At 70.0% G+C, this 12,583-nt stretch carries 11 protein-coding genes; 7 read left to right on the plus strand and 4 right to left on the minus strand.

The window, feature by feature from the left end; genetic code table 11:
• Nucleotides 1–51: 51 nt before the first annotated feature.
• Complete coding sequence (locus MPLG2_RS03315; protein WP_158680833.1) at nt 52–1,293, plus strand: MFS transporter; 1,242 nt, start codon at nt 52–54, stop codon at nt 1,291–1,293.
• 73 nt (nt 1,294–1,366) lie between these two features.
• Here the strand turns inward: MPLG2_RS03315 and MPLG2_RS03320 are convergent, their stop codons facing one another.
• The 3 genes from MPLG2_RS03320 to MPLG2_RS03330 all read right to left on the minus strand — a co-directional run bounded on the left by MPLG2_RS03320 (nt 1,367) and on the right by MPLG2_RS03330 (nt 4,245).
• Nucleotides 1,367–2,026 carry a VOC family protein gene (locus MPLG2_RS03320; RefSeq protein WP_197710064.1) on the minus strand — a complete coding sequence of 220 codons (660 nt, stop codon included), beginning with the start codon at nt 2,024–2,026 and terminating at the stop codon, nt 1,367–1,369.
• A gap of 120 nt (nt 2,027–2,146) precedes the next feature.
• Entirely contained in the window at nt 2,147–3,613 is a 1,467-nt protein-coding gene (locus MPLG2_RS03325) for a carbohydrate-binding domain-containing protein (protein WP_105184917.1), read from the minus strand.
• 29 nt (nt 3,614–3,642) lie between these two features.
• Nucleotides 3,643–4,245 carry a DUF4956 domain-containing protein gene (locus MPLG2_RS03330; protein WP_105184918.1) on the minus strand — a complete coding sequence of 201 codons (603 nt, stop codon included), beginning with the start codon at nt 4,243–4,245 and terminating at the stop codon, nt 3,643–3,645.
• Nucleotides 4,246–4,380: 135 nt separating this feature from the next.
• Between MPLG2_RS03330 and MPLG2_RS03335 the strand changes: the two genes are divergently transcribed.
• Together MPLG2_RS03335 and MPLG2_RS03340 are read left to right on the plus strand one after the other, a co-directional pair.
• Nucleotides 4,381–5,394 (plus strand): patatin-like phospholipase family protein, encoded by a 1,014-nt coding sequence (locus MPLG2_RS03335; RefSeq protein WP_105184919.1) that lies wholly within the window; start codon nt 4,381–4,383, stop codon nt 5,392–5,394.
• Between the two features lie 67 nt (nt 5,395–5,461).
• On the plus strand, nt 5,462–7,048 hold the full coding sequence (locus MPLG2_RS03340; RefSeq protein WP_105187436.1) for an IS1182 family transposase: 1,587 nt from the start codon (nt 5,462–5,464) through the stop codon (nt 7,046–7,048).
• Between the two features lie 391 nt (nt 7,049–7,439).
• On the opposite strand, the gene MPLG2_RS03345 is transcribed toward MPLG2_RS03340, so the two are convergent.
• Nucleotides 7,440–7,931 carry a hypothetical protein gene (locus MPLG2_RS03345; RefSeq protein WP_105184920.1) on the minus strand — a complete coding sequence of 164 codons (492 nt, stop codon included), beginning with the start codon at nt 7,929–7,931 and terminating at the stop codon, nt 7,440–7,442.
• A gap of 179 nt (nt 7,932–8,110) precedes the next feature.
• Between MPLG2_RS03345 and MPLG2_RS03350 the strand changes: the two genes are divergently transcribed.
• Genes MPLG2_RS03350 through MPLG2_RS03365 form a run of 4 tightly spaced genes read left to right on the plus strand, consistent with a single transcriptional unit; the run spans nt 8,111 to nt 12,499 of the window.
• Nucleotides 8,111–8,911 carry a PP2C family protein-serine/threonine phosphatase gene (locus MPLG2_RS03350; RefSeq protein ID WP_105184921.1) on the plus strand — a complete coding sequence of 267 codons (801 nt, stop codon included), beginning with the start codon at nt 8,111–8,113 and terminating at the stop codon, nt 8,909–8,911.
• Entirely contained in the window at nt 8,911–10,305 is a 1,395-nt protein-coding gene (locus MPLG2_RS03355) for an FHA domain-containing protein (protein ID WP_105184922.1), read from the plus strand. Before MPLG2_RS03350 ends, MPLG2_RS03355 begins: the two co-directional genes overlap by 1 nt.
• A 17-nt stretch (nt 10,306–10,322) precedes the next feature.
• Complete coding sequence (locus tag MPLG2_RS03360) at nt 10,323–11,819, plus strand: serine/threonine-protein kinase (protein WP_105184923.1); 1,497 nt, start codon at nt 10,323–10,325, stop codon at nt 11,817–11,819.
• Nucleotides 11,816–12,499 (plus strand): FHA domain-containing protein, encoded by a 684-nt coding sequence (locus MPLG2_RS03365; RefSeq protein WP_105184924.1) that lies wholly within the window; start codon nt 11,816–11,818, stop codon nt 12,497–12,499. Before MPLG2_RS03360 ends, MPLG2_RS03365 begins: the two co-directional genes overlap by 4 nt.
• Nucleotides 12,500–12,583 lie beyond the last annotated feature (84 nt).

Below are 12,583 nucleotides of genomic sequence, written 5' to 3' on the forward strand. Positions count from 1 at the left end.
ACCTGAGCGACGAATCCGAAGCTGAGCAACGTCGTCGAAACGGGGGTGGCCGTGTCGAAGTTGGCCCCGCGCGCCGCCTACTACCTGTTCGAGGGCGGCACGGCGCTGCTGCACGCGCTGGCGTTGACCCTGATGCTGGTGTTTCAGGTGCAGGTGGTGGGGCTGACGCCGTTTCAGCTCGTGATCATGGGCACGGCGATGGAAGTGGCCCTGCTGCTGTTCGAGATTCCGACCGGGGCTGTGGCCGACCTGTATTCGCGTCGGCGATCGGTGCTGATCGGCACGACGATCATCGCAGTCAGCTTGTTGCTGCAGGGCGGTTGGCCGTACTTCTGGCCCACGCTGGCCGGCCAGATGATCTGGGGGCTCGGCTACACGTTCATCTCGGGGGCGGCGCAGGCCTGGATCACCGACGAGATCGGCGAAGATCACGTGCAGCCGGTGTTCACCCGGGCCACCCAGGTGGTGCTGACCTGCTCGGTGGCGGGCACGGTGGTGGCCGGGCTGATCGGGCAGATCGACCTGCGTCTGCCCATGTTGGTGGCCGGCGCGGGCTTCGTGCTGCTAGCGCTGGCGTTGGTGGCAGTGATGCCCGAGCACGGATTCCGCCCCGTGCCGAAAGCCGAGCGTGAAACCTGGGCGCACCTGGGCACCACGGTGCGAGCCGGGCTGAATCTCGCCAGGCGGCGTGGCGTGGTTCGGTCGATGCTGTGGGTGTCGCTGCTGGTGGGGCTGTCGTCCGAGGCCGTCGACCGGTTGTGGACGGCGCACGTGCTGGAGCAGTTCACCCTGCCGAGCCTGTTCGGGCTGACCGGCGCGGCGGCCTGGTTCAGCGTGTTCGCGCTGGTGGGCACGCTGGTGTCGCTGCTGGCCAGCCTGGTGGCCAACCGACTCGCCGGGCGGCGGCTCAATGCGCAGCGTCCGGCGGTGCTGTTGGCTGGGTTGGTCGTGCTGCAGGTGGCCGGCATCGTCGGGTTCGCCGTGCTCGGGTCGTTGTGGCCGGCCCTGGTGGCGATCTGGGTGCGTGACGCGGCGCGGGTGGTGTCAGAACCGGTGCAGGCGGCGTGGTTGAACCGCGAGGTCGAATCGGGCGTGCGGGCGACCACCCTGTCGATCGTCAGCCAGGCCAACGCGCTGGGCGAGGCCGCGGGCGGGCCGCCGATGGGTGCGGTGGCCGGACGGTTCGGCATCGCGGCGGGCCTGCTCGGCTGCGGGGTGATCCTGGCCCCGGCCGCCGGTCTCTTTCTGGGGCTGCGTTCACACACGCGGGCCGAGGGTAAGGCGGTCAGTTGATGCCGTCGGTGACGCAGTAGACCAGGCCCGCCGGGTCGCGCAGTATCGTCCATTCCGGGTAGTCGGCGACGTGTTAGGCGCCCAACGCCAGATGCCTCGCCACCTCGGCGGCGACGTCGTCGGTGGCCAGGTCGAGGTGCGCGCGGGCCGGGCCGGTGGGTTCGTCCAGGCGCTGCAACAGCACCCGCAGCGGCAGTTCTGGGCGGCGGTCGATCGCGCTGAACTCCGAGTCGCCGAACGACCGGACGGGCTCGTGCAGCAGCGCCGCCCAGAAGGCGGCTTCGGCGTCGTGCATGTCCTGCGGCAGATCGAGCGCCACCTGGTCGATCAGGCTTCGGTTGCCGTCCGGCCAGGTGGTGGCCGGGGGACGGGTGTGGCTCAGATGCGTGACCAGGCAGAAGGTCAGGCCGGCGGGGGAGCGCAGCACCCGGTAGCCCAGGCCGGGGTCGGCCAGGGGCGCGGCGCCCAGCTCGACCGCGCGGTTGGCGGCGGCGTCCGGGTCGGGCACGTGTACGTCCAGGTGCAGGCGAGCGGCCTCGTCACCGACCCGTTGCACCCGCAGGTAGTCGTCACCGACCGACGGCACCAGGGTGCCGAACTCGTGGTGGGCGCCGCGCAGGCGAGACAGCGAATAGCCGGTGACCGCGGCCCAGAACGCCACGGCCGGGTCGAAGGTGGTGCCGGGCAGGTCGAGAAAGACGCTCAACCAGAACGGACGGGTCGTCGAGGTCATGCGGCAACGGTAGTGGGGGGACGTGCGTCATCCCGACGCACGACGGGATCTCGGGGCCGGCCGGTCTGGTGGACCGGATGGGAGATCCCGACGTTCGTCGGGATGACGGGTTGGATCGGCTCAGGGACGCCGGCCGCCCCCACCGCCACCGGGGCCGCTGTTGGTAGTCACCTGCGAGGTGTCCGTGGTGCCCGACGCGGTGCCGTTGACGTAGACGGTGTAGGTCTCGCCCTCTTTGATGTTCTCGTTCGACACCACGAGCGACGCGATCTGCTTGGTCGTGGTGTAGGTCGCCACGGTCGCGCCCGAGGAGTCCTTCACCTCGATGGTCGAGCCGGCCGCCGCCTCGACGCTGATCATCAGCGACTTCTGCGACGAGTCGGTGCCCGGCGCCTGCGCCATGCCCGCCGAACCGCCCGCGGCCAGCGACCCGCCGGTGATCGTGAAGGTGCCGTTGTAGTCGAACGCGCCGTTGCCGTTCTCGGTCGGCCCGTTCACCACCACCGTGCCACCGCTCATCGTGATCGAACCGTTGGAGTCGAGGCCGTCGCCGTCCGCGTTCACGGTCAGCTTGCCGCCCGAGACGGTCAGCAGCGTGCCCGTCTGGGCCTGCATGTCGCCTCCGGTGGACGCCGAGTCGGTCGCGTTCACGCCATCGTCGCTGGCAGTGACGGTGGTGGTGCCGCCGCTCACGTTGATCACCCGCGCCTCGAGGCCCTCGACCGACTTGGTCACCGTGGTGGTGCCGCCGCTGATCGTGATGGCCGTCCAGGCGTCCACGCCGTCGTCGCCGGAGTCGAGGGTGACCGTGCCGGCGGCCACGCTCACGTAACCGAGGCCCGAATCCTCTTCGTTGTCGCTCTTCAGCGAGTCGCCGCCGCTGGTCACCGTGACCGTGCCGTCGTTGATCACCAGGTAGTCCTTGCCGCGGAGGCCGTCGTCTTTCGCGGTGACGGTGATGGTGCCCGACACGATCACCAGGCCGTCGGAGCTGTTGATGCCGTCGTTGTAGTTGCCGTTCACCGTCAGCGAGCCCTCGCCCAGAATCGTCAGGTTCGGGTCGCTCCAGATCGCGGCGTTGGGGTCGTCGTCGCCGGTCGCCGCGTAGCTGCTGCCGTCGGTGACGGTGTTGGTGGTGCCGTCGGCCAGCACGATCAGCGCGAGGTCGGCCTTGTCGATCACGATGGCCGAGCCGTCTGAGTTGGTGATCGAGGCGTTGTCGAGAATCAGGTACACGCTGCCCGAGTCTTCGGTGTCGACCACCACCTGGCCGTCGGCGAGGGTGCCCGAGAGGCGGTAGGCGCCGGCGGCGGTAATGGTGATCACGCCGTCCTTCACCGTGACGCCGTCGGTGGCGGTCGGGTTCGACAGGTCGATCGTCACCTCTTTGGAGGTGTCCCAGGTGTGGTCGCTGTCGCTGTCGTGATCGGCGGTCAGCGCGAGCGTGGCCGAGGTGGACGTGCCGGTGCTGGTCGAGGTGGTCGTGGTGGTTCCGGCGACGGTGGCGGCCGTGCAGCCGCCCACCGCGAGCACCGCGGCGGCGAGGCCGCCGGCGATCCAGGTCTTCATGTTGGTCAGGGCGTTCATGTCAAGAGTCTCCGTTGTTCGTGGGGTGGTCAGTTGGCGAGGGCGTCGTGGGCGGTGGGCTCGGTCGCAGTGTCACGGGCCAGCGGGGCGGCATTGCGCACCCGGTAGCGCACGTCCACCAGCGTGGTGTCGCGCACCTGGTCGACACGCTGCACCGTGAACTGCTTGATCTCGGCGCCCAACAGGGTGGCGAGTTCGGTCTGCAGCTCCTTCTCGTCGGTGATGGCCCGGTCGAGGGTGAGCACCTGGTGCCGGTAGCCGCGGAACAGTGCGGGGTGGTCGGCGAGGAACATCACCACCACCAGCAGACCGATCAGCAGTTGGCCGAGCCAGGTGGGGTCGAACGCCAGGCCGGCGAGCAGGCCCATGGCGAGCGAGACGAAGTAGTAGGCGACCTCTGAATGGCTGAGCTCCGACGAGCGCAGCCGAATGATCGACAGCACACCGAACAGACCGAGCCCGAGCCCAAGCCCCACCGAGGCGCTGGACAGGGCGGCGCTCACCGCCACGACGGCCACGTTGAGGCCGATCATGGCCACCATCACCTCGCGGCGGCGGTAGCGCTGAAAATAGATGCCGAAGGCGAGAAGCACGATGGCGACGAGGTCGATGCCGAGGCTGACGAGGTTCATGAGAGGTCATTCCTGAGAGTCGTTGGTTTCGATATCTGAACGCTAAACGGCGCACCCGGCTGCCCCCTTTGGGTTGGCTGTGTGCTTTCTGTGAGGGTTTCGGGGCTCCATCAGGCGGTGAAATACGATGGACGCATGGCTCGACGGGTCGCACTGGTACTGGGCTCCGGGGGTGCGCGGGGCTACGCGCAGATCGGCGCCATACAGGTGCTCCACGAACGCGGGTACACCATCAGCGGCGTCGCCGGCACCTCGATGGGGGCGGTGATCGGCGGGCTGCAGGCCGCCGGCAAGCTCGACGACTACACCGACTGGGTGACCAGCCTGGGCCCGCGCGACGTGCTGCGGCTGGTCGACCCGTCGCCGTTCGGGGCGGGTGCCCTCAAGATCGAACGCGTGTTGGCCCGCATGACCGAGATGCTCGGCGGGGCCCGCATCGAAGATCTCCCCATTCCCTACACCGCGATCGCAACCGACCTGGGGGCCCGCCGCGAGGTGTGGTTCACCTCCGGACCGGTGGACGTCGCCATTCGCGCGTCGGTGGCGATCCCGGGGGTGATCGCGCCCATCATGGTCAACGGACGGCTGCTGGCCGACGGGGGCCTGCTCAACCCCGTGCCGGTCGACGCGGTCACCGGCGTGCACGCCGACCTGACCGTGGCGGTGTCGCTGTCGGGCTGGTCGCCGCGTGATTTCAGTGCGACGCCGGCGAGGGCGAGCTCTGAGCAGCGTCCGCCGGCCGAATGGGTCGACACCTTCAAGCAGACCGCCGCGGGCATCTTCTCCAACGAATGGGTGGCGTCGGTGCTGGCGCGGTTCGGTCGCGGCGCAGAACCTGCGGTCGACGCGGCCGAGGCCCTCGACGCCGCACCCCTGGTGCAGCCACAGGTGGAGCCGGCTCCACCAGGCCTGGGCTTCACCGCCGTCGCGGGCCTGGCCCTCGACACCATGGGCGGCCTGATCACCCGGTTCCGGCTCGCGGCTCAACCGCCGGACGTGCTGGTGACGGTGCCCACCGACGCGGCCGGCCTGCTCGACTTTCACCGGGCCGACGAACTGATCGAACTGGGTCGTCGGCTCACCACCGAGGCCCTGGACGCCCGCGAACCCGAGCCCGACGAACCGCCGGCACTGACGTCCGAGAGCTAGGAGACTGCTGAACAATTCGCCTGCGTGCCGCGCGACCTGATTGGTGGTCGGCTGGAATTCTTGGGTGGTGCAGGGTGAGTGGAGTCCGCAGCGGGACGTGTTGGATGTGGAGTCGTTGGCGGGGCATCTGCTGGCGGAGGGCAGCGTGTTCCGCTTCCTGGCCGAGCATCGGCAGCGGTTGTTCCCGGACGCGTTGTTCGCTGACTTGTTCCCCTCAGGCCGTGGACGGCCCTCGATCCCGGGCGAGGTGATCGCGTCGGTGATCGTGCTGCAGTCCCTTCATGGGTTGTCGGACCGGGAAGCGGTCGAGGCGCTCACGTTCGACCTGCGGTGGAAAGCAGCGTGCGGGTTCCCGATCGACGCGAAGGGGTTCGATGCGTCGTCGTTGACGGTGTGGCGGCGTCGGCTGGCGTCCAGCGGGCGGCCGCAGCGGATCTTTGAGGTGGTCCGGGACGTGATCGCCGCGACGGGTGCGGTGAAAGGTCGTCAGCGGCGGGCGTTGGATTCGACGATCCTGGATGATGCGGTGGCCCGACAGGACACCGTCACCCAGCTGATCGCCCAGGTCCGCCGGGTGGGCCGGGAGGTGCCCGGCGCCCATCAGGTGATCGGCGAGCGGTGCACTCGGCTGGCCGCGTTGACCGGGCAGGGCTACGACTCCACCGCGAAACCGCGGATCGCGTGGGACGACGCCCAGGCCCGCGACGAGTTGGTGACCGCACTCGTGAACGACGCCCTTGCCCTGCTCGACGGCCTTGATGTCGAGACGATCACTGCCGCTGGCGGCAAGCCGGCCGAGGCGATCGCCCTACTCGCGTTGGTCGCCGGGCAGGATGTCGAACCGGCCGAAGACTCTGACGGCACCGATGGCCAGTGGCGGATCGCCCGGCGGGTCGCCCCGGATCGGGTCATCTCGACCGTCGACCCGGAGGCGCGGCATGCGCACAAGACAGTGGAACGTCGCCAGGACGGGTTCAAGGCCCACGTGGTGGTCGAGCCCGACACCGGGCTGGCCACGATGGTTGAGCTGACCAAGGCTGCCGGCCCAGACAACAGCGACGCCACTGTCGGTGCCCGTCTCGTGGTCGCCGATCCGACCATCGATACCGGCGCGGTTGAGGTGTTGGGTGATTCGGCCTACGCCACCGGAGACATGCTGCACACGCTCGAGGGCAAGGGGTGGGCAGCGCTGGTGAAACCGTGGCCGACCCGGCCCGCCGTCGCCGGCGGGTTCGGCAACGACGACTTCACCCATGACCCGGCCGCCGGCACCCTGACCTGCCCGGCCGGGATCACCAAGACGATCACCAAGACACGTAAGGCGGTGTTCGGCATCGCCTGCCGAGCCTGCCCGTTCAGGCAGCGGTGCACCACCGCGGCGAAGGGTCGCACCATCCAGTTGCACCCTCACGACTTGCTGCAACGTCAGCACCGTCAGCGGGCCCTCGACGCCGACTTCCAGGCCACCTATCGGCAGCACCGGCCCATGGTCGAACGCACGATCGCCTGGCTCACCCGAGGCAGCCGGAAGGTGCCCTACCGAGGCGTGGACAGGAACAACAACTGGCTCCACAATCGGATCGCAGCGATCAACCTGCGCCGACTCCTCGCCCTTGGCCTGACCCACGGACCGACCGGCTGGACGATCGCCTGACCCACCGCCCCGGACAGGGCATACAACCCAGCCAAACAGCGCCCACGACGGACCCCAGACGGGCGGCACGACACCGTCGTCGCGATCAAGGGCACTGACCCAAACTCGCCGCTCGACGACCCTGGCGGCGTCCCGCCCGCCTCACACGCCCACCACGCCCTCAAAATGGCGCCTTGTTCAGCAGACTCCTAGGCATGCCGTCGCCGGCCCGCACGGTCAACCCGGCGCACGCCGGGATCTCGACGGGTTGGGCCCCCTCGGCCAGCAACTGTGTCGCTTCCTGGCCATGAGATCCCGGTGTCCGCCGGGATGACGAATCGATTGATGGTCGTTGGTCGTATCGAGACCCGCGTGAACCAGGGGTTTCGGACAAGCTCAGCCAGCGAACCGGTCAGCCGACCTGCTCGGCTCCGGCCGTCTTCACCGCGACCTCGTGCACGCGCTCCAGACCGGCCGCGCTGTCGAGCTTGGCCCACGCGCCGGACGACGCCTCCAAAGCGATCGCAAGGCCGAGGGCGTAGTCGATGGTGAAGTCGTCGTCGCGCCACGGGTGCGGGTCGGGCTCCGGCGGCCACGGGAACGGAATCGGCGGCCAGTCCCGCGGCGGCGGGCAGATGTCGTCGCCAGGTTCGAACGCCACCCGCAGCACGTGCGCCGTGGTGGCGATGCGCACCAGTTCAGCCGCCACGGCCGCCCCGTACCGGAAGGCCGGCGGCAGCGGTTGCGGGTTGAGCGCCGCGAAGGCCTCACGCGGCGGCAGTGGTTGCGGGTTGAGTGCCACCTTCGACCAGCCGCCCGGCCCCTGCGGGCCGCCCCCGAGAATCTCCCAGATCGCGGGATTTCTCCTCGCGAAGATTGCGATGAGTCTGTCGCTCAGCGCCATGTCGTCCCCCTCATTCGATGACCGCCGGACGGGCGGCACGCGACCCGCTCGGCACGAGTCGCAGTGAAGAGGGCGCCGCCAACCAAGGTGATACCAGTGGGCGGCGACGGCAGGGCCTGCCTTGCTAGTCTGGCCGCCGGCACCGGGATCTGCCCGGCCGCTCCGATCAGGAGGATTGAATGCCGCACGTGGTGGTCGGCGCACGCACCGACGTCGGTCATCACCGCTCGCTCAACGAAGACGCGTTGCTGGTCGGTGAGCGTGTGTGGGTGGTGGCCGACGGCATGGGCGGCCACGCGGCCGGCGACGTGGCCAGCAGCCTCGCGGTGCAGTCGCTGCGGGCGCTCGAAGGCGCCGAACCGCTGACCCCCGCAGACGTGCCCGCGGCCGTCGAGCGCACCAACGACGCGCTCGTCGAGTACGGCGGCGAACACCCCGAGGCCCGCGGCATGGGCACCACGGTGACCGGCGTGGCCGAGGTGAGCATCGGCGGCGTCGCGCACTGGTTGGTGTTCAACGTGGGCGACTCGCGCACCTACCGCTACGTCGGCGGCGAGCTGCACCGGGTGACGATCGACCACTCCGAGGTCGAAGAACTGCTCGCCCAGGGCCTGATCGATGCCGACGAGGCCCGCGTGCACCCGGCCCGGCACATCATCACCCGCTCGGTGGGCATGCAGCCCACCCCGAGCGTCGACGTGTGGGTGCTGCCGCAGACCGCGGGCGAGCGGTTTCTGTTGTGCTCCGACGGATTGAACGGCGAGCTCACCGACGAACAGATCGCGGCGGTGCTGGCCGAGCATGCCGACCCCCGGGCAGCAGCGTCGGCGCTGGTCGATGCGGTGCTGTCCACTGAGGCGCGCGACAATGTGACGGTGATTGTGATTGACGTGGTGGGTGCCGAACCCGATGCGGGCGATGAGAGCACCGTTCCGCAGCCGCAACTGACCCATGCTCCGGCAGCGGGAGGAGATCGGTGATGAACGGCGCCACCTACAGCTACGCACCCGGCCGAGCCCTCGCGATCTGCGGGCCACGGGTGGCGGCGCTGGTCGACCTGCCACCCGACGCCGGCCTGGTGCCCGGACTCTACGAACTGGTCAGCAGCCCCGACGGCAACCTCGACGAGGTGCTCGAACTGCTCGTCACACCCGGGTTGCGGGCCGTGCAACAGTTCGCGCTGGCCGAGCGCACCGACGAGGGCCTGCGGGTGCTGGTGCGCGGCGGTTACCGCATCGAGGCCGGCGCTCAGGTGATCGAGGGACGAGGCCTGTGGACCGACCGCATCGTCACCGCCGACGGCTTCGCCCTGATCGACCCGCAGGGCGGCGACACGTCGCTGACGCTGCCGCTGCCTGCCGGGGTCGTGCTGGCGGCCAGGCTCGACCGGCCCGGCTCGGACGCTCCCGCTCGGCCGATTCACCCGGCGAAACCGGCGGCCGCGAGCGCCTCGACTGCGGCAACCGTGCCCCTTGGGGCCCCTGCCGAGCCGGCACCGGCCGACCCGTCACCGGGCGCTTCATCAGCGGCGACCCCTTCACCGGCGGCCGCTTCACCTGCCGCTCACTCACCCACGGCGACGACCTCGCCCGCCGCGCCGTCACCGGTGTCGTCGCCCGCGGAGTCGGGCGGCACCGGCCACACCCTGCCCACGCCGTTCACCAGCCCCATCACCCAGTTGCCGACGCCGCCGCCCGCCCCGTCGGTGGCCGCCACAGCCCCCGCTCCGCACCTGCCGGGGCCTTCGGCGCAGAGCGCGCCGGGGGCGTCCGAGCAGCCGACGTTCATCGAATCGCTGCCGTGGAGCACCGACGGCGGCGCCAGCGCCCCCACCGAGGTGGTGCCCATGCCTCCGGGGCCGTCCGAGGTGAGCGACCGCACGATCAGCCGTGACTCGTTGCCCCGAGAGAGTGCGCAGACCGTGGTGGCCGCGCGCTGCCCGGCCGGTCACCTGAGCCCCGCCTACGCCGGCACCTGCCGGGTGTGCGGGCAGCCGTTGCCGCCTCAACAGCCGATCGAGATTCCGCGGCCCCCGCTGGGCGTACTGCGGCTGTCGAACGGCGACACGGTGGTGCTCGACCGCGGCTGCATTCTGGGCCGCAACCCGCGGCTGCCCATGCCGAGCACCGGTGAGCAGCCCAACCTGGTCAAGCTGGTCGACCCCGACAAAGACATCTCGGCCCAGCACCTCGAGGTGCGGCTCGAATACTGGCACGTCGCGGTGAAAGACCTGGGGTCGACCAACGGCACCCAGGTGGTGCTGCCGGGCGAGAACCCGATCACGCTGCGTCCGAACGACCCGATCATGATCGAGCCCGGCACCAAGGTGATTCTGGCCGGCGTGTTCAGCTTCACCTTCGAGGTGACGCCGTGAGGCCCGGCTGAGGCTCGATGCCGCAACTTCCCGCCCCCACGATCGCCGGTCTGACCTACGAGCGCAGGCTCGGGGCCGGCGGGTACGCCGACGTGTACCTGTACCAGCAGGCGTTGCCGGCGCGCCGGGTGGCGGTGAAGGTGCTGCGCGATTCTGACCTCGCCAGCGGCGTGGTGCAGCGGTTTCGCAGCGAGGCCAACGCCATGGCGCTGCTCGAACACCCGCACATCGTGCCCGTCTACGCCACCGGCAGCACCACCGACGGCCGGCCGTACCTGGTGATGATGTACTACCCGCGCGCCAGCCTGGCCGAGCGGGTCAAGCACGAACGGCTGGGCGTGGCCGAGTCGCTGCGCATCGGCATTCAACTGGCCAGCGCCGTCGAGGCCGCCCACCGCGCCGGGCTGCTGCACCGCGACATCAAGCCGGCCAACGTGCTGACCAGCCAGTACGGCACCCCCGGGCTGACCGACTTCGGCATCGCCGCCGACATCAGCGAGGCCGACGACGACGACACCGGCGTCTCGGTGCCGTGGTCGCCGCCCGAAGTGTTGTACGTCACGGCACCGGCCTCGGCGCGCAGCGACGTGTACTCGCTTGCCGCGACCGTGTGGCACCTGCTGGTCGGACGCTCGCCGTTCGAGCAACCCGGCCGCGACAACAGCCACTACGCATTGATGAAGCGCATTCGCGACCTGCCCGTGCCCGACACCGGACGGCCCGACGTGCCCGCCTCGCTGGAACGGCTGCTGAAGGCGGGAATGGCCAAGGATCCGGCGCTGCGCCCCGCTTCGGCGATGGACTTCGCCCGCTCGCTGCAGGTGATCGAGCAGGAGTTGCGGCTGCCGCGCACCGAGATCGTGGTGGCCGAAGAGGTGTCGTCGCCGCAGGGGCCGGACGCCGGTGGCGACGAGACCCGCATGCAGGGCCCGCACGTGCTCGATGCCCAGGGCGCCTCGGGCCGCACGCCGCCAACCGAAGACCTGCGCACCCGCCGCCGCACACCGGCCGTCCGTGGCGTGAACGCCCCCGAGGACGCCACCGTGCACCGGGTGGGAACGTCGCTGGAGCACCCCGAGGTCGACGGCGAGCCGGCATCGTCGGGACGGCGCTGGGTGATGTGGGCATTGCTCGCGGCCGTCGCGGTGGTGCTGGCCGGGGGAGCGTGGGCGTTGAGCGGCGGGCTGCGCCCCGAGGCCCGTCCGACCGCGACGCCCAGCATCAGCGAGCCACCACCCGACCCGGGCACGTCGGTCGGCCCGGCCGGGGTGCCGGTGATCAAGGGGGTGCGTGACGGCTCGACGGTCACGTTCAGGTGGACCTACGCCAACCCGCTGCCCACCGACACGTTCTATTACAAGCTCACCGAGAACGGGCAACAACGCACGGTGGCAGAACCGTGGCTGACCCTCACCGGCCAGGCGTCGGGTGAACAGGTGTGCATCTGGGTGAAGGTACACAGGGCCAGCGGAGCCGACGCCGCCCGCACGCACACGAAGGGATGTGTCGCATGAGCACCATGACCGTCGACTTCTGCGGGGAGCTGTACCGGCGCGAGCCGGGCGGCACGCTCACCTTGGGGCGCGAGGCCGATGTGATCATCGACGACGACAACCCGTTTCTGCACCGGGTGTTTCTGAACCTGTCCGAGCGGCAGGGGCTGTGGTGGCTGACCAACGTGGGCTCGCAACTCACCGCGACCGTGTCGGACGGCAACGGCGGCCTGCAGGCCTGGCTGGCACCGGGCGGGGCGCTGCCGGTGGTGTTCGCCCACACCGTGGTGTGGTTCACCGCCGGGTCGACCACCTACGAGTTCGAGGTGTTTCTCGACGAATCGAGCTACGAACCGGTCGAGGCCGTACCCGCCGTCGACGGCACGATCACCATCGGACGGGTGCAACTCACCCCCGACCAGAAGCTGCTCATCGTGGCCCTGTGCGAGAACGTGCTGCGCCGCGGCGACCGGGGCGCCGGGCACGTGCCGCAGTCGGGCGCGGCCGCCCAGCGATTGGGTTGGACGATCACCAAGTTCAACCGCAAGCTCGACAACGTGTGCGAGAAGCTGTCCGAGCTTGGCGTGCGCGGGCTGCGGGGCGGGCCGACCAAGCTGGCGTCGTCACGCAAGGCCCGGCTGGTCGAATACGCCATGGCAGCCCGCGTCGTCACCACGGACGACCTCGACCTGCTGCCCTGAACACGGCGGACTGACTCGGGAAACGCTGGTCAACGCGCGAGTCGTTGGTTGAGTCACATTGCTCGCGTTGAGTGACGTTGCTCG

It is taken from the genome of Micropruina glycogenica (assembly GCF_900289045.1).
In the GTDB taxonomy this organism is placed as follows: domain Bacteria; phylum Actinomycetota; class Actinomycetes; order Propionibacteriales; family Propionibacteriaceae; genus Micropruina; species Micropruina glycogenica.

Excerpts from the sequence above, each read along its gene's own strand:
- MPLG2_RS03335 (WP_105184919.1), top strand. The coding sequence starts at position 4,381 with ATGGCTCGACGGGTCGCACTGGTACTGGGCTCCGGGGGTGCGCGGGGC.
- MPLG2_RS03365 (WP_105184924.1), top strand. The coding sequence starts at position 11,816 with ATGAGCACCATGACCGTCGACTTCTGCGGGGAGCTGTACCGGCGCGAG.
- MPLG2_RS03320 (WP_197710064.1), bottom strand. The coding sequence starts at position 2,026 with ATGACCTCGACGACCCGTCCGTTCTGGTTGAGCGTCTTTCTCGACCTG.
- MPLG2_RS03345 (WP_105184920.1), bottom strand. The coding sequence starts at position 7,931 with ATGGCGCTGAGCGACAGACTCATCGCAATCTTCGCGAGGAGAAATCCC.
- MPLG2_RS03355 (WP_105184922.1), top strand. The coding sequence starts at position 8,911 with ATGAACGGCGCCACCTACAGCTACGCACCCGGCCGAGCCCTCGCGATC.
- MPLG2_RS03350 (WP_105184921.1), top strand. The coding sequence starts at position 8,111 with ATGCCGCACGTGGTGGTCGGCGCACGCACCGACGTCGGTCATCACCGC.
- MPLG2_RS03360 (WP_105184923.1), top strand. The coding sequence starts at position 10,323 with ATGCCGCAACTTCCCGCCCCCACGATCGCCGGTCTGACCTACGAGCGC.
- MPLG2_RS03325 (WP_105184917.1), bottom strand. The coding sequence starts at position 3,613 with ATGAACGCCCTGACCAACATGAAGACCTGGATCGCCGGCGGCCTCGCC.
- MPLG2_RS03330 (WP_105184918.1), bottom strand. The coding sequence starts at position 4,245 with ATGAACCTCGTCAGCCTCGGCATCGACCTCGTCGCCATCGTGCTTCTC.